Annotated in this window: 16 protein-coding genes; 10 read left to right on the top strand and 6 right to left on the bottom strand. The window is 62.5% G+C overall.

Features of this window, described 5'->3' with window-relative positions; all coding sequences use genetic code 11:
- Positions 1-14: 14 nt before the first annotated feature.
- Positions 15-1616, bottom strand: a complete 1602-nt coding sequence (locus tag KI243_RS27610; protein ID WP_212810117.1) for an ABC transporter substrate-binding protein — start codon at positions 1614-1616, stop codon at positions 15-17.
- 96 nt (positions 1617-1712) lie between these two features.
- On the bottom strand, positions 1713-2423 hold the full coding sequence (locus KI243_RS27605; protein WP_212810116.1) for an SIMPL domain-containing protein: 711 nt from the start codon (positions 2421-2423) through the stop codon (positions 1713-1715).
- A gap of 206 nt (positions 2424-2629) precedes the next feature.
- Between KI243_RS27605 and KI243_RS27600 the strand changes: the two genes are divergently transcribed.
- The 4 genes from KI243_RS27600 (at position 2630) to KI243_RS27585 (ending at position 7097) form a co-directional block, all read left to right on the top strand.
- A complete protein-coding gene (locus KI243_RS27600) occupies positions 2630-3889 on the top strand; it encodes an ATP-binding protein (protein WP_017123543.1) in 1260 nt (419 codons plus the stop codon).
- Positions 3886-4446: a response regulator transcription factor gene (locus KI243_RS27595; RefSeq protein ID WP_017123544.1), complete on the top strand. Its 561-nt coding sequence runs from the start codon at positions 3886-3888 to the stop codon at positions 4444-4446. Before KI243_RS27600 ends, KI243_RS27595 begins: the two co-directional genes overlap by 4 nt.
- 97 nt (positions 4447-4543) lie before the next feature.
- Positions 4544-6277 (top strand): ABC transporter ATP-binding protein/permease, encoded by a 1734-nt coding sequence (locus tag KI243_RS27590; RefSeq protein ID WP_212810115.1) that lies wholly within the window; start codon positions 4544-4546, stop codon positions 6275-6277.
- A gap of 70 nt (positions 6278-6347) precedes the next feature.
- Positions 6348-7097, top strand: a complete 750-nt coding sequence (locus tag KI243_RS27585; RefSeq protein WP_017123546.1) for a FadR/GntR family transcriptional regulator — start codon at positions 6348-6350, stop codon at positions 7095-7097.
- A gap of 56 nt (positions 7098-7153) precedes the next feature.
- On the opposite strand, the gene KI243_RS27580 is transcribed toward KI243_RS27585, so the two are convergent.
- Together KI243_RS27580 and KI243_RS27575 are read right to left on the bottom strand one after the other, a co-directional pair.
- Entirely contained in the window at positions 7154-7345 is a 192-nt protein-coding gene (locus KI243_RS27580; RefSeq protein ID WP_212810114.1) for a hypothetical protein, read from the bottom strand.
- Between the two features lie 14 nt (positions 7346-7359).
- On the bottom strand, positions 7360-9009 hold the full coding sequence (locus KI243_RS27575; RefSeq protein WP_212810113.1) for a phospholipase: 1650 nt from the start codon (positions 9007-9009) through the stop codon (positions 7360-7362).
- A 224-nt stretch (positions 9010-9233) separates the two neighbouring features.
- Here KI243_RS27575 and kdgD point away from each other — a divergent pair, with 224 nt between their 5' ends.
- The 4 genes from kdgD (at position 9234) to garD (ending at position 14683) form a co-directional block, all read left to right on the top strand.
- Complete coding sequence (kdgD, locus tag KI243_RS27570) at positions 9234-10145, top strand: 5-dehydro-4-deoxyglucarate dehydratase (RefSeq protein WP_017123549.1); 912 nt, start codon at positions 9234-9236, stop codon at positions 10143-10145.
- 58 nt (positions 10146-10203) lie between these two features.
- Positions 10204-11649, top strand: a complete 1446-nt coding sequence (locus tag KI243_RS27565) for an aldehyde dehydrogenase family protein (protein WP_017123550.1) — start codon at positions 10204-10206, stop codon at positions 11647-11649.
- Between the two features lie 98 nt (positions 11650-11747).
- Positions 11748-13118, top strand: coding sequence for an MFS transporter (locus KI243_RS27560; protein WP_017123551.1), 1371 nt, complete (start codon positions 11748-11750; stop codon positions 13116-13118).
- An 11-nt stretch (positions 13119-13129) separates the two neighbouring features.
- A complete protein-coding gene (garD, locus tag KI243_RS27555) occupies positions 13130-14683 on the top strand; it encodes a galactarate dehydratase (RefSeq protein WP_017123552.1) in 1554 nt (517 codons plus the stop codon).
- Between the two features lie 142 nt (positions 14684-14825).
- Here garD and glsB read toward each other — a convergent pair whose 3' ends face one another.
- Complete coding sequence (gene glsB, locus KI243_RS27550; protein WP_017123553.1) at positions 14826-15734, bottom strand: glutaminase B; 909 nt, start codon at positions 15732-15734, stop codon at positions 14826-14828.
- Between the two features lie 147 nt (positions 15735-15881).
- Between glsB and KI243_RS27545 the strand changes: the two genes are divergently transcribed.
- Together KI243_RS27545 and KI243_RS27540 are read left to right on the top strand one after the other, a co-directional pair.
- Positions 15882-16376 carry a hypothetical protein gene (locus KI243_RS27545; RefSeq protein WP_017123554.1) on the top strand — a complete coding sequence of 165 codons (495 nt, stop codon included), beginning with the start codon at positions 15882-15884 and terminating at the stop codon, positions 16374-16376.
- Between the two features lie 62 nt (positions 16377-16438).
- A complete protein-coding gene (locus tag KI243_RS27540; protein ID WP_017123555.1) occupies positions 16439-16726 on the top strand; it encodes a PA4642 family protein in 288 nt (95 codons plus the stop codon).
- 184 nt (positions 16727-16910) lie between these two features.
- On the opposite strand, the gene mqo is transcribed toward KI243_RS27540, so the two are convergent.
- Positions 16911-18419 (bottom strand): malate dehydrogenase (quinone), encoded by a 1509-nt coding sequence (gene mqo, locus KI243_RS27535; RefSeq protein ID WP_212810112.1) that lies wholly within the window; start codon positions 18417-18419, stop codon positions 16911-16913.
- Positions 18420-18630: the final 211 nt, after the last annotated feature.

The following is an 18630-nucleotide window of genomic DNA, read 5'->3' as shown; positions in this document are numbered from 1 at the left end:
TTGGGGCGTGCGTGTTACTTATCGAGACTCACGCCGTAGAAGGGCGTCAGGCCGAAAGGACTGATCTTGAAGTCACGGACTTCCTTGCGCAGCGGCTGGAATACCGTGGAGTTCGCGATAGGGGTGATGGGTACCTGTTCCTTGAGGATTTTCTGCGCCTGTTGATAGAGTTTCACCCGCTCGTCGCGGTTGCTCGCGAGCTTGGCCTTCTGCACCAGCCGGTCATAATCCGGATCGCACCACTTGGCGTAGTTGCTGCCTTTTACCGCGCCGCAGCTGTACAGCACGCCCAGCCAGTTGTCCGGATCGCCATTGTCTCCGGTCCAGCCATAGATCATGGCGTCATGTTCGCCATTCTTGGCGCGCTTGATGTACTCGCCCCATTCGTAGCTGACGATATTGGCCTTGATCCCGACCTTGGCCCAGTCCTGCTGGATCATCTGCGCCGACATCCGCGCATTGGGGTTCGAGGCGCGCTGCACGGTCATGGCCCACAGGTCGATGGTGGTACCGGGAGCGACCCCGGCCTCCTTCAGTAGCGCCTTGGCTTTGGTCGGATCGTAGGGCGCGTCCTTGATGTTCGGGTCGAACGACCATTGCGCCGGCGGCAGGGCGTTTTGCGCAAGCTGTCCGGCGCCCTGGTAGACCGCCTTGATGATCGCCGGCTTGTCGATGGCCATGTCCAGCGCCTGGCGTACCTTGAGTTGGTCCAGCGGCTTGTGGGTCACGTTGTAGGCCAGGAAGCCGAGGTTGAAGCCGGCCTGCTGGAGCACCCGCAGGTTCGGGTCCTGCTTCATGATCTCGATGTCCGCCGGACGCGGGTAGCCACTGACCTGGCATTCGCCGGCCTTGAGCTTCTGCAGGCGCGCGGCGGCATCCGGGGTGATGGCGAAGACCAGGTTGTCGAGCTTCACGTCCTCGGGTTTCCAGTACGCCTTGTTGGCCGCGTAGCGGATCTGCGAGTCCTTCTGGTAGCGCTTGAACACGAAGGGCCCGGTTCCCACCGGCTTCTGGTTGAGTTCCTCGGCCTTGCCTTCCTTGAGCAGCTTGTCGGCGTACTCGGCGGACTGGATGGAAGCGAAGCTCATGGCCAGGTTCTGGATAAAGGCCGCATCCACCGTGTTCAGGTTGAAACGCACCGTGTGTTCGTCGAGCTTCTCGACGTTCCTGATGGTGGTATTGAGGCCCATGTCGGTGAAGTACGGCGATTCCGAGGGGTAAGCCTTGCGGAACGGCTGGTTCGGGTCGAGCAGCCGGTTGAAGGTGAACAGCACATCGTCGGCGTTGAAGTCGCGGCTCGGGGTGAAATAGTCGGTGGTGTGGAATTTCACGCCGGGACGCAGGTGGAAGGTGTAGACGAGGCCATCGGCGGAGACTTCCCAACTCGTCGCCAGGCCGGGTTCGACCTCGGTGCCGCCGCGCTTGAACTGGGTCAGGCGGTTGAACACGGTTTCGGCCGACGCGTCGAAATCGGTGCCGCTGGTGTACTGGCTCGGGTCGAAGCCGGCCGGGCTGGCTTCGGAGCAGTAGACCAGGGTACTCGCGGCCTGGGCCAGCGGTGCACAGGCCAGCAGGCTGGCGGCAAGGAGCAGCGGTTTGAACACGGTTCTTTCCATGGAATCCCCTGAGAGTGCTTTTTCGGCAGCAAAAAAAACGGCGGTCACCGAGGTTACCGCCGTTCCGGCCTGCTTAGAAAGCTCTGGTCCGGGCCTTTATTGCAGGACTTCGATCTCACCGTCGGCGTTCATGCTGACCTGGCTGGTGCCGGCTTCCACTTCCGGTGTCGGGGCGGAGTCCATGGCCGGGGCCTTCATCATCATCGCGCCACGGGCGTAAGGCTGTGGATAACCGTTGCCGTTGAGGTTCAGGTTGATGATCTTGTAGCCCTTGCCGCCGAGGGCGTCGGTAGCCAGTTGGGCGCGGGCCTTGAAGGCGTTCACCGCCTCCTTGAGCAAGGCATCTTCGCTGGCCTTGCGGGTCGCCGTGGAGATGGAGAAGTCCATGCCTTCCATTTTCAGCGTCTGCATCAGGTCGCCGGTCAGCTTGGAGAGGGCGGCAAAGTCACCGCTTTCCAGGCGCAGCTCGGCGCGCTCACGCCAGCCGGTGATCTTCTGGGTCTTGTTGTCGTAGATCGGATAGCTGTTGCGGCTGCCCTGGCGCAGGGTCACGGCCTTCACTTCACGGGCCTCGCCGAGGGCCTTGTTCATGGTGGTGGTGATCTCGGCGGCCAGCTTGGCCGGATCGCTGTTCTGCGCCTCGGTATAGAGGGTGACGATCATCAGATCCCGCGCCACTTCCTGGCTGACTTCGGCGCGCAGGGAAATCCGGTTGTAATGAAGCTCGTCGGCAGCCATTGCCGGCAGGCTGGCCAGGGTGGCGATGCTGAGGGCGAGCAGGGTGGCGCTGCGAGTGAACCGTTGCATAAAAACTCCTTGGGATACGGGACGCGCTTATCGTCGGGCGATACCGCGTGAAACCATCAGACTCTAGCTGTTATCGGGCAGTTCACCCAGTTACAACTTCTATACATCTGTCACGAACTGTGGCTGTTTGCCGCAGTTCTGCCTGTCGGGCGTCCAGCTTGGTTATACTCGTGGCGATCCGCCTGGAGCGCTCATCAGGAGAGCTCATGCTCGCCCCCTTTCAATTGTTGTCCGCGACTCGCCAGAACCTGTGGCGCCTGACCTTTATCCGTATCCTGGTGCTGGCCGCCCAAGCCGGTTCGGTCGGTATCGCCTACTGGTTCGAACTGCTGCCGCTGCCCTGGCTGCAACTGTGGGTCACGCTGGGCTGCTCCATGGTGCTCTGCGCCTTCACGGTGGTGCGGCTACGGACCACCTGGCCGGTCACCGAGCTCGAATACGCGGTACAGCTGGCCTGCGATCTGTTTATCCACAGCGCCCTGCTGTATTTCTCCGGTGGCTCGACCAACCCGTTCGTCTCCTACTACCTGGTGCCGCTGACCATTGCCGCGGTGACCTTGCCCTGGCGTTTTTCGGTGGTCCTCTCCGGTGTGGCGCTGGTCCTGTACACCTTGCTGCTGGTGCAGTTCTACCCGCTGGAAACCTTCCCGATCTCCCGGGAAAAGCTGCAGATCTATGGCATGTGGCTGAGCTTTGCCCTGGCCGCCGCAGTCATCACCTTCTTCGCCGCGAAGATGGCCGAGGAGCTGCGCCGCCAGGAAGAGTTACGCGCGCTGCGGCGTGAAGAAGGCCTGCGCGACCAGCAGCTGCTGGCCGTGGCGACCCAGGCCGCCGGTGCCGCCCACGAGCTGGGCACGCCCCTGGCGACCATGAGCGTGCTGCTCAAGGAAATGCGCCAGGACCATCCGGACCCCTTGCTCCAGGACGACCTGAGCGTGCTCCAGGACCAGGTCAAGCTGTGCAAGGAAACCTTGCAGCAACTGGTGCGGGCGGCCGAGGCCAATCGCCGGCTGGCGGTGGAGATGCAGGACGTCACCCTCTGGCTCGACGAAGCGCTGAACCGCTGGCACCTGATGCGTCCCGAGGCCAGCTATCGCTTCCAGCGCCTGGGGCAGGGCGAAGTACCGCGCCTGGCGCCGCCGCCGGACCTGACCCAGGCCCTGCTCAACCTGCTGAACAACGCTGCCGATGCCTGCCCGGAGGGCCTGGAAGTAAGGCTCGATTGGGATGAGGAAAACCTCACCATCAGTATCCGCGACCACGGTGCCGGTGTACCGCTGGCCATCGCCGAGCAGATCGGCAAACCCTTTTTTACCACCAAGGGCAAAGGTTTCGGCCTGGGCCTGTTCTTGAGCAAGGCCAGCGTGACACGCGCCGGCGGCTCGGTGAAACTCTACAGTCATGAGGAAGGTGGCACGCTCACCGAGCTGCGCCTGCCCCGTGTCGCCCGAGGAGACGAAGCATGAATGACGAGATCCAGGTCGAAGGCGAAGAACTGCCGCATCTGTTGCTGGTGGACGACGACGCCACCTTTACCCGCGTGATGGCGCGGGCCATGAGCCGGCGCGGTTTTCGCGTCAGCACCGCCGGTTCCGCCGAAGAGGGCCTGATCCTGGCCCAGCAGGACCTGCCTGACTACGCCGCGCTGGACCTGAAGATGGACGGCGATTCCGGCCTGGTGCTGCTGCCCAAGCTGCTGGAGCTCGATCCGGAGATGCGCGTGCTGATCCTCACGGGCTACTCCAGCATCGCCACGGCGGTGGAGGCGATCAAGCGTGGCGCCTGCAACTATCTGTGCAAGCCGGCGGACGCCGACGATGTGCTGGCCGCCTTGCTCTCCGAGCACGCCGACCTCGATACCCTGGTGCCGGAGAACCCGATGTCGGTGGATCGCCTGCAGTGGGAGCATATCCAGCGGGTGCTGACCGAGCACGAGGGCAATATCTCCGCCACGGCCCGCGCCCTGGGCATGCATCGACGCACCTTGCAGCGCAAATTGCAGAAGCGGCCGGTGCGGCGCTGAACCGGCGCTGAACGAATCCTTCTCAGGCTGCGCTTTCGCGCGTGCGAATCATCTATGATCGGTTGGTGAATTTTCTTACGCTAACCGAGCCTGAAGAATGACTGAGAAGAACGCCGAGTATTCCGCGGTCAACGATGCCGTGCAGGGACAGTTTTTCCGCCGGGTCTGGCAAATGACGACGCCTTACTGGCGCAGTGAAGAGAAGGGCAAGGCCTGGCTTTTGTTGCTGGCGGTGATCGGCCTTTCGCTGTTCAGCGTGGCGATTTCGGTCTGGATCAACAGTTGGTACAAGGACTTCTACGACGCCTTGCAGCAGAAGGACGAAACGGCCTTCTGGCGGCTGATCCTGTACTTCGGTGGCATTGCCGCCGTGGCGATTCTCGGTGCGGTCTACCGGTTGTACCTGACCCAGATGCTGACGATCCGTTGGCGTAACTGGCTGACCGAACAACATTTCAAGCGCTGGCTCGGCCACAAGAACTACTACCAGCTGGAGCAGGGCGGCTACACCGACAACCCTGACCAGCGGATTTCCGAAGACCTCAATACCTTCACCTCCAACACCTTGAGCCTGGGACTGGGCCTGATCCGTACCGTGGTCAGCCTGGTTTCGTTCTCGATCATCCTGTGGGGCGTCTCAGGCAGTATCGAAGTCTTTGGCATCACCATTCCCGGCTACATGTTCTGGTGTGCCTTGCTCTATGCCGCGGTGGGCAGTTGGTTGACCCATCTGATCGGGCATCGCCTGATCGGCCTGAACAACCAGCAACAACGTTTCGAAGCCGATCTGCGTTTCTCCATGATCCGGGTTCGCGAGAACGCCGAAAGCATTGCCTTGTTCAATGGCGAGCCGAACGAGAATCAACGCTTGAGCGCCCGTTTCGGCAAGGTCTGGCACAACTTCTGGGACATCATGCGGGTTTCCAAGCGGCTGACGTTTTTCACCGCGGGCTATGGCCAGATCGCCATTATCTTTCCCTTTATCGTGGCCGCCCCGCGCTACTTCGCCGGCAAGATCCAGTTGGGCGAGCTGATGCAGATCAACTCTGCCTTTGGCAATGTGCAGGAAAACTTCAGTTGGTTCATCACCGCCTATTCGGATCTGGCGGCGTGGCGCGCGACTTGCGATCGTCTGTTGAGCTTCCGTCAGGCCATGAGCGACAACGAGGATCATGTCCGCACCATCGATGTTCAAAGCGTGGGCGAGGAACTGAAGGTACAGAACCTCAACCTGGACCTGAACAATGACCGCCATCTCCTGAGCGGTGCCGAGATGACCGTCGCGGCGGGCGAGCGTGTGATGCTGGCCGGTCGCTCTGGCAGCGGTAAAAGTACCCTGTTCCGCGCCATGGGCAATCTCTGGCTCGACGGCCACGGGAGCATTCGCCTACCCGCGCGGCGCTACCTGTTCTTGCCGCAGAAACCCTACCTGCCCATCGGCAGCCTGCGTGAGGCGCTGAGTTATCCACAGGCAGGCGATACCTATACGCAAGAGCGCTATGCCCATGTGCTGGAGACCTGCCGCCTGCAACACCTGATCCCGCGGCTGGACGAGAGCAATCACTGGCAGCGCATGTTGTCTCCGGGGGAGCAGCAGCGCCTGGCCTTCGCCCGTGCCCTGTTGTACGCGCCGCAATGGTTGTTCATGGATGAAGCGACCTCGGCCATGGACGAGGAAGACGAAGCGGACCTCTACGAGGCCCTGATCAGGCAGGTCCCGGGCATCGGGATCGTCAGCGTCGGTCATCGCAGCAGCCTGAACAAATTCCATACCCGGCATCTGCGCATAGAACGCGGACACCTGGTACCCCAGGAACCGGTCAGCGCATAGTCAACTGTGATCGTACAACCCGGTTGAGCTATGATGCAGGCTCAGCCGTTCAGCCGAGATAGATGTTCGTATGGAAAACCAGAGCGCCGCGCTCCGCGCACCTCGCAAGCGCCGCAGTCTTGCCCAGGAATTGGTCACGGTCCTGACCGAGCAGATCCGTGACGGTCAACTCAAGCGCGGCGACAAGCTGCCTACCGAGTCGGCGATCATGGATGCCCACGGGGTCAGCCGCACGGTGGTCCGTGAGGCGATTTCCCGCCTGCAGGCGGCGGGGCAGGTGGAAACCCGCCACGGGATCGGCACCTTTGTGCTGGATACGCCGAGCCCGAGCGGTTTCCGTATCGACCCGGCCACCGTGGTGACCTTGCGCGATGTGCTGGCGATCCTCGAGTTGCGCATCAGCCTGGAAGTCGAGTCGGCCGGGTTGGCGGCGCAGCGGCGTACGGCCGAACAATTGGCGGCGATGCGGGCGGCGCTGGATGCCCTGAATGAAAGCGCGGCCCATGCCAGTGATGCGGTGGCTTCCGATTTCCAGTTCCACCTGCAGATTGCCTTGTCCACCGGCAACCGCTATTTCACCGATATCATGACCCACCTGGGCACCAGCATCATTCCGCGTACGCGGTTGAATTCGGCGCGCCTGGCCCATGATGACCAGCAGCACTACATGAACCGGCTGGGACGCGAGCACGAAGAGATCTATGAGGCGATCGCCCGCCAGGACTCCGATGCGGCGCGGGCGGCGATGCGCCTGCACCTGACCAACAGCCGCGAGCGCTTGCGCCAGGCCCATGAGGAAGCCGAGGCGCAGCGCGGTTGAGATGAGTTTGCCCGATCTTCTGTGGCGAGCGGGCCAGCCTGCTCGCCACAGGTGTTCTATGCATCTTGCAGGATCGTGCGATCCACACGCACCGCCCATTTCGCGGCTTGTGCCTGCACATCGAAGATCACTTTCCCCTCGGCATCCGCCGTCGCGCGGGCAATCGCCACACCGTCGGCGAGCAGTTCCAGCGGCATATCCTTGAGTGACTGACCGGACGCCAGTTCGAGTTTTACGGTAAAGGTCATGGTTGCTTTCCCTGTCACTGGTGGTTGTCGATAAAGGTCGTGGCCTGGCTGTCCAGCGTACCGATCAATTCCGGCGAGCCGCCACGGAACTGCCGGAACACATTGCGTCCCCCGGCTCCCGCCGACGCATCCAGCGGCACCGTCAGGGTCGGCTGGAAGCGGTCGGTCAGTTCGGCATAGGCCGTCCACGGGCCGATATAGGATTCGTCCAGTCCATTGGTGTAGCTGAAGGCATAACGCACGGCATGACCCGGCAGCCAGTTGGGTTCGCTGGGTGTGCGGCTCTGCCAGCCGTCGGCCTTGATCGTCGGTGCCCCGCCCGGAGGGTTGAGGTAGCCGGCGGGTTTGTTCGGCTTGTAGTCCTGGAGCAGCAGGTAGGTGCTCCAGCCCCACCAGCTATCGCTCTGGCTGCGGTCGTTGAGGTTGTTGACGTCGTTGCGGCGCATCACCGCCTTGCCCTTGAGGGCGAACAGCGGGGCGAAGTTCAGGCTGTCCTGGCTGTTCTCCACCTTCGCCAGGTCCGGGACCGAACGCAGGGCGGCGTAGGCTTGCGGTGGTACGACGACACCGCTGAGAAACGTCGCGAACACTTCGTCCACCGATTGCTGCACCGCCTGTTTGACCTGTAGTCGGTTGCTGTTGTCGAGGGTGTCGAAATAACGTTTGTCGCCATAGCAGTTCCAGCGCTCGCCCTTGGCGTTGCTGACTTTCAGGCCGTACTTGCTGTCCTCGTCGTGCATGAAGCGGGAAATCAACGAGCCCACGTCGCTGGGGGTGACGCTGTCGGCCAGTTGCTTGCGCGGTACACGCAAATGACCGGCGGAAAACAGGTCGGTGAGGAAGTGGTCGGCGAAGGCATTCATCGCATAGGCCAGTTCCAGGTCCTGGTCGCTGCCGCTCTGACGGGCGACAACAGCCTGTTGCAGGGCCACGGCATGACCGGCCTGGTAGGCCAGCAGGGCCCATTCGCCAAAATGGTCCCAGTTGCCGGCGGCCAGTTTCAGGTAGCGCCCCAGGGGAAACAGGGGGGAGGCAAAACTGCCGCCGCCGGTGATCTTGTTCCATTCGCCCGAGAGGGTATCGCCCAGTTCGTCGTAGGCTTCGTGCGGCTGCCGGCCATCCCGGATCGCCTGGTTGGCCGCGGTGATTTCGCTCTTCATGACCTGCAGGATCTTCTGTGCCTCTTCTCGCGAGGCGGGCAGTACCGCCAATGAGTTGAAGGCCGCGGTAAAGCGCGCCTGGCGTTCCGCCGGGGTGCCGCCATCGGCGATCGGGCGATCGGCGATGCCGTAGAAATCGCCGCCCAGGGCGATGACCTGGCCGTAGGTCAGGGCCAGGCCGTTGCTCAGGTGCAGTTCGACCTGCCAGGCCGGAATGGCCGGTGCGTCCTTGGCAAAACGCAGCAGGGTGCTGTCGCCGATGGCAGTGTGTTCGCCGCCTTCGAAGCGCGCCTGCGGCGAACCTTTGGCTGCGGCTCCCGGGGCCGTCGGCAGATGCTCAGGGCGATGGTACTTGAGGGTGTGATGTCCCTCGGCGAGCAGCACGATGGCCGTGCCATCGCCCGGAATCGCGATGCCCTGTTCGGTAAAAAGACTGTCCAGCCCGGCAATGAGCTTGCCGTCGTGCAGCAGGATTTCCTGTGGCGTACGTTCAATTCCTGACATTTCTAGCTCCTTGATATGTCGGATATTTCATCAATATAACTGTATGCATATACAGTTAATTCGAGCATAGATGAAAACTTTCCTACGTCAAGGATGGAAATGTCTGAGGGCTCTCTTGAGCGATACCTGTTGACCTTTGTTATTTAAGTTGTACGATGACGTACGACATCAGCAAGACTGACCCGTCTCTTTCATCACAACGTGCTTTCCAGGGTGTTCGAATAATGAATCCACAAGAACTGAAGTCCATCCTCTCTTCCGGCCTGCTGTCCTTTCCGGTGACCGATTTCAATGCCCAGGGCGATTTCCACCGCGCTGGTTATGTCAAACGCCTGGAGTGGCTGGCCCCATACGGCGCCACGGCGCTGTTCGCCGCCGGTGGCACCGGTGAGTTCTTCTCCCTGGCCGCCAGTGAATATTCCGAAGTGGTCAAGACCGCCGTCGACACCTGTGCCGGTAGCGTGCCGATCCTCGCCGGTGTCGGCGGCGCCACCCGCCAGGCCATCGAATACGCCCAGGAAGCCGAACGCCTGGGGGCCAAGGGCCTGCTGCTGCTGCCGCACTACCTGACCGAGGCGAGCCAGGAAGGGGTCGCGGCCCACGTTGAAGCCGTGTGCAAGTCGGTGAAGATCGGCGTCGTGGTCTACAACCGCAATGTCTGCCGCCTGACCGCTCCGTTGCTGGAGCGTCTGGCCGAGCGTTGCCCGAACCTGATCGGCTACAAGGACGGCCTGGGCGATATCGAGCTGATGGTGTCGATTCGTCGCCGCCTCGGCGATCGTTTCAGCTACCTGGGCGGCCTGCCGACCGCCGAAGTCTATGCCGCGGCCTACAAGGCCCTGGGTGTGCCGGTCTACTCCTCGGCGGTGTTCAACTTCATCCCGAAAACCGCGATGGACTTCTACAACGCCATCGCCCGTGAAGACCACGCCACCGTCGGCAAGATCATCGATGACTTCTTCCTGCCGTACCTGGATATCCGCAACCGTCGCGCCGGCTACGCCGTGAGCATCGTCAAGGCCGGGGCGAAGATCGTCGGCTACGACGCCGGCCCTGTGCGCACCCCGCTGACCGACCTGCTGCCGGACGAGTACGAAGCCCTGGCCGCGCTGATCGACAAGCAAGGCGCGCAATAACGACACATGCACCAGGCCGCTGAGCGATCAGCGGCTTTTTCGGTTCTGGAGGTTTTCCGTGGCACAAGCAAAGCGTTTCGATAATTACATCGGCGGTGAATGGGTCGCCGGTGCCGAGTATTCGGCCAATATCAACCCGTCCGATCTGTCCGATGTCATCGGCGAGTACGCCAAGGCCGACCTGGCCCAGGTCCAGGCGGCGATCGATGCCGCGCGCGCGGCGTTTCCCGCCTGGTCCACCTCGGGTATCCAGGCGCGCAGCGATGCCCTGGACAAGGTCGGTTCGGAGATCCTTGCCCGTCGCGAAGAGCTCGGCAACCTGCTGGCCCGGGAGGAGGGCAAGACCCTGCCGGAAGCCATCGGCGAAGTGTCCCGTGCCGGTAATATCTTCAAGTTCTTCGCCGGCGAATGCCTGCGCCTGTCGGGCGATTACCTGCCGTCGGTACGCCCCGGCGTGAATGTCGAAGTGACCCGCGAAGCCCTGGGCGTGGTCGGCCTGATCACACCGTGGAACTTCCCGATCGCGATTCCGGCGTGGAAGATCGCCCCGGCCCTGGCCTACGGCAACTGCGTGGTGCTCAAGCCCGCCGAACTGGTGCCGGGTTGTGCCTGGGCCCTGGCGGAAATCATCTCCCGCGCCGGCTTCCCGGCCGGTGTCTTCAACCTGGTGATGGGCAGCGGCCGCCTGGTCGGCGATGCCATGGTCAACAGCCCGAAGGTCGATGGCATCAGCTTCACCGGCTCCGTCGGCGTCGGCCGGCAGATCGCCGTCAACTGTGTGTCGCGCCAGGCCAAGGTACAACTGGAGATGGGCGGCAAGAACCCGCAGATCATCCTGGATGACGCCGACCTCAAGCAGGCCGTCGAGCTGGCGGTGCAGAGCGCGTTCTACTCCACCGGCCAGCGCTGCACGGCGTCCAGCCGCCTGATCGTCACTGCCGGGATCCACGACAGATTCGTCGAAGCCATGGCCGAGCGCATGCGTTCGATCAAGGTCGGTCACGCCCTCAAGAGCGGTACCGACATTGGTCCGGTGGTGTCCCAGGCACAACTGGAGCAGGATCTGAGCTACATCGGCATCGGCCAGTCCGAAGGGGCGCGGCTGGTAGCTGGTGGTGAACTGGTGACCTGCGATACCGAAGGCTACTTCCTGGCGCCGACCCTGTTCGCCGACAGCGAAGCCTCGATGCGCATCAGCCGCGAAGAGATCTTCGGCCCGGTGGCCAATATCGTCCGCGTGGCGGATTACGAAGCGGCGCTGGCGATGGCCAACGATACCGAGTTCGGGCTGTCCGCCGGTATCGCCACCACCTCGTTGAAGTATGCCAACCACTTCAAGCGCCACTCCCAGGCCGGGATGGTGATGGTCAACCTGCCGACGGCGGGCGTGGATTATCACGTGCCGTTCGGCGGCCGCAAGGGATCGTCCTATGGTTCTCGCGAGCAGGGCCGCTACGCGCAGGAGTTCTACACGGTCGTGAAGACCAGCTACATCGGTTCGTAACGCGCTTTACCCGCACGGAGCTCTTGCCTGAGGCTCCGTGCGGTACATCCCTGAATGTTTTACCCGCGTAAAAAAATAAAGAGTGGGAGTACATCTACATGCAAGCGACCAAGCAGACTCACGTCCGCTATTTGATCCTGCTCATGCTGTTTCTGGTGACCACGATCAACTACGCCGACCGGGCCACCATCGCCATTGCCGGCTCCAGCCTGCAGAAAAGCCTCGGCATCGACGCCGTCACCCTCGGTTATATCTTCTCCGCCTTCGGCTGGGCCTACGTGCTCGGGCAGATCCCCGGCGGCTGGCTGCTCGACCGCTTCGGCTCGAAGAAGGTCTATGCCCTGAGCATCTTCACCTGGTCACTGTTCACCGTGCTGCAAGGTTATGTCGGCGAATTCGGCGTCTCCACCGCCGTGGTTGCGCTGTTCATGCTGCGTTTCCTGGTGGGCCTGGCCGAGGCGCCGTCCTTTCCCGGCAACGCGCGCATCGTCGCCGCCTGGTTCCCGACCGCCGAACGCGGCACGGCCTCGGCCATCTTCAACTCGGCGCAATACTTCGCCACGGTGTTGTTCGCACCGCTGATGGGCTGGATCGTCTACACCTTCGGCTGGCAGCACGTGTTCGTGGTGATGGGCGGTGTCGGTATCGTGTTCTCGCTGATCTGGCTGAAAGTTATCCACAGCCCGCGCCAGCACCCGCTGATCAACCAGGCCGAGTTCGACCACATCGCTGAAAACGGCGGCATGGTCGACATGGACCAGGACAAGGGCAAGGGCGCCGGCAATGGTCCGAAATGGGACTACGTCCGCCAGTTGCTGACCAACCGCATGATGCTCGGTGTCTACCTGGGCCAGTACTGCATCAACGGCATCACCTACTTCTTCCTGACCTGGTTCCCGGTGTACCTGGTACAGGAGCGTGGCATGACCATCCTCAAGGCCGGCTTCATCGCCTCGTTGCCGGCGATCTGCGGCTTTATCGGCGGCGTGCTCGGCGGGATCATCTCCGACTACCTGTTGCGCAAGGGCCACTCCCTGACCTTCGCCCGCAAGGCACCGATCATCGGCGGGTTGCTGCTGTCGACCACGATCGTCGCCTGTAACTATGTCGACATCGAATGGATGGTCGTGGGCTTCATGGCCCTGGCGTTCTTCGGCAAGGGGGTCGGCGCACTGGGCTGGGCGGTGGTGTCCGATACTTCACCGAAACAGATCGCCGGTCTCAGCGGTGGCCTGTTCAATATGTTCGGTAACATTGCCTCCATCACCACGCCGATCGTGATCGGCTACATCATCAGTTCCACCGGTTCCTTCAAATGGGCACTGGTGTTCGTCGGCGCCAATGCGCTGGTGGCGGTGATCAGCTACCTGGTGATCGTCGGTGAAATCAAGCGTGTCGAATTGCGCGAGCCGCCCGCCGGCCCGAAGCATGATGCGCAACCCCAGCATCTGTCCCAAGCGCATTCCTGAGGAGCGGCTTCATGCAGTTGATTGAACATTCCGACTCGCCGCGCTCTATCCGCCTGCACCCGCGGGATAACGTGGTGATCGTGGTCAACGACCAGGGCGTGCCGGCTGGCACCGCTTTCGCGGATGGCCTGGTGACCGTCGAGCACATTCCCCAGAGTCACAAGGTGACCCTGGTGGATATCGCCGAAGGCGGCGAAGTGATTCGCTACGGCCAGACCATCGGCTATGCCCTGCAAGCGATCCCGCGCGGCAGTTGGGTCAAGGAAGACCAGTTGCGCATGCCGACCGCGCCGCCGCTGGACAGCCTGCCCTTGTCCACCGACGTGCCGCCGGCCCAGGCCCCCCTGGAGGGCTTTACCTTCGAGGGTTATCGCAACGCGGACGGTACGGTCGGCACGCGCAATATCCTCGGCATCACCACGACCGTGCAGTGCGTGACCGGTGTGCTGGACCATGCGGTCAAGCGCATCAAGGATGAATTGCTGCCCAAGTACCCCCATGTCGATGATGTGGTGGCGCTGACCCACAGCTACGGCTGCGGCGTGGCGATCACGGCGACCGATGCCTATATCCCGATCCGTACCGTGCGCAACCTGGCGCGCAATCCGAACCTGGGCGGTGAAGCCCTGGTGATCAGCCTGGGCTGCGAGAAGCTGCAGGCCGGGCAGGTGATGCATGAAGGCGACAGTTCGGTGGACCTGAGCGAGCCCTGGCTCTATCGCCTCCAGGATTCGAGCCATGGGTTCACCGAGATGATCGAGCAGATCATGGAACTGGCCGAAACCCGCCTGAAGAAGCTCGACCAGCGTCGCCGGGAAACCGTGCCGGCGTCGGAGCTGATCCTGGGCATGCAGTGCGGCGGCAGCGATGCGTTTTCCGGGATCACCGCCAACCCGGCATTGGGCTATGCGTCCGACCTGCTGCTGCGGGCCGGGGCGACGGTGATGTTTTCCGAAGTCACCGAAGTCCGTGATGCCATCTACCTGCTGACCTCACGAGCAGAGAGCCTGCCGGTGGCCGAGGCGCTGGTGCGCGAGATGGACTGGTACGACCGTTACCTGGCCAAGGGCGAGGCCGATCGCAGCGCCAACACCACGCCGGGCAACAAGAAGGGTGGCCTGTCGAATATCGTCGAGAAGTCCCTGGGGTCGATCGTCAAGTCCGGCAGCAGCGCGATCAATGGCGTGCTGGGCCCGGGCGAGCGCTTTACCCGCAAGGGCCTGATCTTCTGCGCGACACCGGCCAGCGACTTTGTCTGTGGCACCTTGCAGCTGGCGGCCGGGATGAACCTGCATGTGTTCACGACCGGGCGCGGTACGCCGTATGGGCTGGCGATGGCGCCGGTGGTCAAGGTCTCGACCCGGACCGAGCTGGCGCAGCGCTGGCCGGACCTGATCGATATCGATGCCGGGCGTATCGCCACCGGACGGGCGACCATCGAGGAACTGGGCTGGGAGTTGTTCCATTACTACCTGGATGTCGCCAGCGGCAAGCAGCAGACCTGGGCCGAGCGGCACAAGCTGCACAACGACATTACGTTGTTCAACCCCGCGCCGATTACCTGAGTCTTCGATTGATCGTTCCCACGCTCCGCGTGGGAACGATCATCCTGTGGGAGCCGGCTTGCTGGCGATAGCGGTGTATCAGGCGACAACAATGTCGACTGCCCGATCGCAATCGCCAGCAAGCCGGCTCCCACAGGGGGCTTCAGAACACCGACCAACCAATGCGCTGGCTCAGCAGTTCCAGCGCCGCCATGCCCACCAGCGAATTGCCAGCGGCGTTCAGTTCCGGCGCCCAGACGCACACGGTAAAGCGCCCCGGCACTACCGCGACAATCCCGCCACCCACTCCGCTCTTGCCCGGCAAACCGACCCGGTAGGCGAAGTTGCCGGCCTCGTCGTACAGCCCGCTGGTGGCCATGATCGAATTGACCTGCTGGGTCTGGCGTGGTGTCAGGATCTGCTCGCCGCTGTGCTTGCAGAAGCCATCGTTGGCCAGGAAGCAGAAGGCCCGGGCCAGGTCGATGCAGTTCATGCGCAGCGCGCAGTGGCTGAAATAGCTGCGCAGCACCGCTTCCACATCATTGTGAAAGTTGCCGAACGACTGCATCAGGTAGGCCATGGCCGCGTTACGCGCGCGGTGCTGGTATTCCGACTCGGCCACCTTGCCGTCGACCATCACCTGCATATTGCCGGACAGCCGCCGGACGAAGTCGCGCATCGACAGCGCCGGGGCGGCGAAACGCGACTGGTTGATGTCGCAGATCACCAGCGCGCCGGCGTTGATGAACGGATTGCGTGGCCGTCCGCGTTCGAATTCCAGCTGCACCAGCGAGTTGAACGGCTGCCCCGAGGGCTCATGGCCCAGGCGTTCCCAGATGGCCTCGCCGGAATGGTTGATCGCCTGGACCAGGCTGAACACCTTGGAAATACTCTGGATCGAAAAGGGCGTCTGCGCGTCGCCGGCGTAGAACACCTCGCCGTCGTTGCTGTACACGGCAACACCCAGTTGATTGCCCGGCACATCGGCCAGCGCCGGGATGTAATTGGCCACCTTGCCCTGGCCGATCAGGGGCCGGACTTCATCGAGGATCTCGTTCAACAGCGCTTGCATTCTCGGGCTCGCAGTCACTTCCCGCGGGGTCGCAGGACTACATGCTGCTAGACGCCGGGCAGCGGATCGGGAGCACAGTTTTTGTTGTCGAAGAAGCGTCGCGGGTCTCTGTGCTAGAGTGCCCGGCCATGCGTTCTGGAGCCTGTCATGACCCTTTCGATGCGTAGCGCCGTGACCTTGTTGATGCTCGCCGGCCTGCCCCTGGCGGCCGAAGCCGCGCCGGGCGCGCCCATGCACGGGCAGTATCTGCCGCCGGACGACCTGTCGCTGCGTGGCGAGGAGCCCGAGCAACAGCAACTGCTGCAAGTCACCGAGTATTCGGTGGTGGTCGGCAACCAGCGCCAGTCCAACCAGCAGCCGATTCCGGTCACCTCGCCATTGCTGTTGCGCCTCAAGGGCAAGCCCCTGAGCAAGGGGGCCACCATCAGCCAGGTGCTGATCAGCTTCGACGGCGAAAGCAAAAGCCTGAAAAAACCGATGTTCGACGAGCAGAGCAAGACCCTGAACCTGTATTACCCGCTGACCCAGTACCGGGTGGTCATGGACCTGCTGCGCAACGACACGGTGTATTGCCAGTTCCTCACCTACGCCAACGGGCACATCTGGGCCGACCTGCATACCGGATCAGTTCGTACTCGTTGAGAGCGGAGCAGATGCGGGGGTAAACTGCCCGCCCCGTGTAATGTCTGTGGCTGGAGCCGGTAATGCGCAAAGATAAGAAACAGGTGATTGGTGACGAGATCGGCGACGCGCAGATCAAGTTGTTCCTCGACTTCGAGCCGGTCGATGCGACTTCGCCGTCCCTGCACAAGCTGATCAAGGCCTATCGTGGCCTGCGGATCGACGATTTCGAGCGTTTCCTGGTGTTCTTCAAGGAGGCCGGTTATGACCTCGACGGCAAGGATGAGCATGGCCAGGACTTCGTCGCCCTGATCCAGGACCAGCGCAACGCCCCTGACTACATCGAGCTGATCAACAACGCCCGCGGCTGATAGCTGTTCTCCAGGCGCCACGCAATCTGTGGGAGCCTGGCTTGCCAGCGAAGCTTCTGGCGATCTTGCGGTCCCCTTCGCTGGCAAGCCAGGCTCCTACAGGCGCGTTCGCAGAATAGTGTCCAGCCAAAAAAACGCCCCGCTCTTCAATCGAAGAGCGGGGCGTTTTTCATGGGCGATGACCTCAGGCGTAGCTTTCGGTCTCGCTGCTTGGCTCCACCAGCTCGAGGCTGATGTTGTTCCGGCTGTTGATCTGGCGATACAGCGCCGCGTCGGTTTCGAGGACCTTTTCCCGGGCCGGGAAGATTTCCTGGAGCTTGGCAGCCCATTCACCCCTGGCTTTTTCCGGGAAGCAGCGCTCGATCAGTTCCAGCATGATCGACACGGTGACCGAAGCACCCGGCGAGGCGCCGAGCAGGGCAGCCAGCGAGCCGTCCTTGGCCGCGACCAGTTCGGTGCCGAACTGCAGCACGCCGCCTTTCTTCGGGTCTTTCTTGATGATCTGCACCCGTTGGCCGGCCACTTCCAGGCGCCAGTCCTCGGCTTTGGCTTCCGGGTAGAAGCGACGCAGGGATTCCAGGCGCTGCTCCATCGACTGCATCACTTCGCTGATCAGGTACTTGGTCAGGTCCATGTTGTCGCGGGCCACGGCCAGCATCGGGCCGATGTTGCCGGCGCGTACCGACAACGGCAGGTCCATCAGCGAGCCGTGCTTGAGGAACTTGGTGGTGAAACCGGCATAGGGGCCGAACAGCAGGGATTTCTTGCCATCCACCACCCGGGTGTCCAGGTGCGGCACGGACATCGGCGGCGAACCCACGGCGGCCTGGCTGTAGACCTTGGCCTGGTGGTGCTTGACCACTTCCGGGTTGTCGCAACGCAGCCACTGGCCGCTGACCGGGAAACCGCCGAAGCCCTTGCTTTCCTCGATGCCCGAAGCCTGCAGCAGGGGCAGGGCGGCACCGCCGGCGCCGAGGAAGACGAACTTCGCGTCGACTTCACGGCTGTTGCCGCTGTTCACGTCCTTGATGCTCACGGTCCAGCCGGCGCCGTTGCACTTGAGACCGGTCACGCGCTTGCAGTACTTGACCTGGGCATCCGGAGCGCTGGTCAGGTGCTTGAGCAACTGGTTGGTCAGGGCACCGAAGTTGACGTCGGTGCCTTTCATCACGCGGGTCGCGGCGATCGGCTCGTCGGCCGGGCGGCCCGGCATCATCAGCGGCATCCACTCGGCCATCTTCGCGCGGTCTTCGGTGTACTCCATCTCGGCGAAGGCATGGTGCTGGTGCAGCACTTCGAAGCGCTTCTTCAGGAAGGCAATGCCCTTGTCGCCCTGGACGAAGCTCAGGTGCGGCACCGGGCTGATGAACGACTTGCACGAACCGAAGGTGCCTTTCTGCGCCAGGTAGGCCCAGAACTGCTTCGACACCTCGAACTGGGTGTTGATGTGCACGGCTTTCTTGATGTCGACGGAACCGTCGGCGGCCTGTGGCGTGTAGTTCAACTCGCACAGCCCGGCGTGGCCGGTCCCGGCGTTGTTCCACGGGTTGGAACTCTCCGCGGCACCCGAATCCATCAGCTCAACGACTTCCAGCTTGATACCGGGGTCGAGCTCTTTGAGCAGCACCGCAAGGGTGGCACTCATGATGCCGGCCCCAACCAGGACCACATCGACTGCTTCGTTATGCGCCATTAACGCGTCTCCAAAATCTGCAGCACCACATTGACGGCATGGCCGCCAGGAATTGACCGGGCTCAAGCAGCCCGAGGTCACTCATGGCCAGGTTCGCCATGTCCGATTCTTCGCAATTTTTTGCAACTTCAGCGGACGCTGTCGGTGGGCTTGAGGTGCGTATGAACGCATTTCAGGCGACCTCCGGCAATTCGACTTATGGTCGAGAGCA

It is taken from the genome of Pseudomonas sp. Ost2, from assembly GCF_018326065.1.
In the GTDB taxonomy this organism is placed as follows: Bacteria; Pseudomonadota; Gammaproteobacteria; order Pseudomonadales; family Pseudomonadaceae; genus Aquipseudomonas; species Aquipseudomonas gingeri.
This window is presented reverse-complemented; position numbering and strand designations above follow the sequence as displayed.

Coding starts and splice junctions, on each gene's coding strand:
- KI243_RS27610 (WP_212810117.1), bottom strand. CDS start 1,616: ATGGAAAGAACCGTGTTCAAACCGCTGCTCCTTGCCGCCAGCCTGCTG.
- KI243_RS27605 (WP_212810116.1), bottom strand. CDS start 2,423: ATGCAACGGTTCACTCGCAGCGCCACCCTGCTCGCCCTCAGCATCGCC.
- KI243_RS27600 (WP_017123543.1), top strand. CDS start 2,630: ATGCTCGCCCCCTTTCAATTGTTGTCCGCGACTCGCCAGAACCTGTGG.
- KI243_RS27595 (WP_017123544.1), top strand. CDS start 3,886: ATGAATGACGAGATCCAGGTCGAAGGCGAAGAACTGCCGCATCTGTTG.
- KI243_RS27590 (WP_212810115.1), top strand. CDS start 4,544: ATGACTGAGAAGAACGCCGAGTATTCCGCGGTCAACGATGCCGTGCAG.
- KI243_RS27585 (WP_017123546.1), top strand. CDS start 6,348: ATGGAAAACCAGAGCGCCGCGCTCCGCGCACCTCGCAAGCGCCGCAGT.
- KI243_RS27580 (WP_212810114.1), bottom strand. CDS start 7,345: ATGACCTTTACCGTAAAACTCGAACTGGCGTCCGGTCAGTCACTCAAG.
- KI243_RS27575 (WP_212810113.1), bottom strand. CDS start 9,009: ATGTCAGGAATTGAACGTACGCCACAGGAAATCCTGCTGCACGACGGC.
- kdgD (WP_017123549.1), top strand. CDS start 9,234: ATGAATCCACAAGAACTGAAGTCCATCCTCTCTTCCGGCCTGCTGTCC.
- KI243_RS27560 (WP_017123551.1), top strand. CDS start 11,748: ATGCAAGCGACCAAGCAGACTCACGTCCGCTATTTGATCCTGCTCATG.
- garD (WP_017123552.1), top strand. CDS start 13,130: ATGCAGTTGATTGAACATTCCGACTCGCCGCGCTCTATCCGCCTGCAC.
- glsB (WP_017123553.1), bottom strand. CDS start 15,734: ATGCAAGCGCTGTTGAACGAGATCCTCGATGAAGTCCGGCCCCTGATC.
- KI243_RS27545 (WP_017123554.1), top strand. CDS start 15,882: ATGACCCTTTCGATGCGTAGCGCCGTGACCTTGTTGATGCTCGCCGGC.
- KI243_RS27540 (WP_017123555.1), top strand. CDS start 16,439: ATGCGCAAAGATAAGAAACAGGTGATTGGTGACGAGATCGGCGACGCG.
- mqo (WP_212810112.1), bottom strand. CDS start 18,419: ATGGCGCATAACGAAGCAGTCGATGTGGTCCTGGTTGGGGCCGGCATC.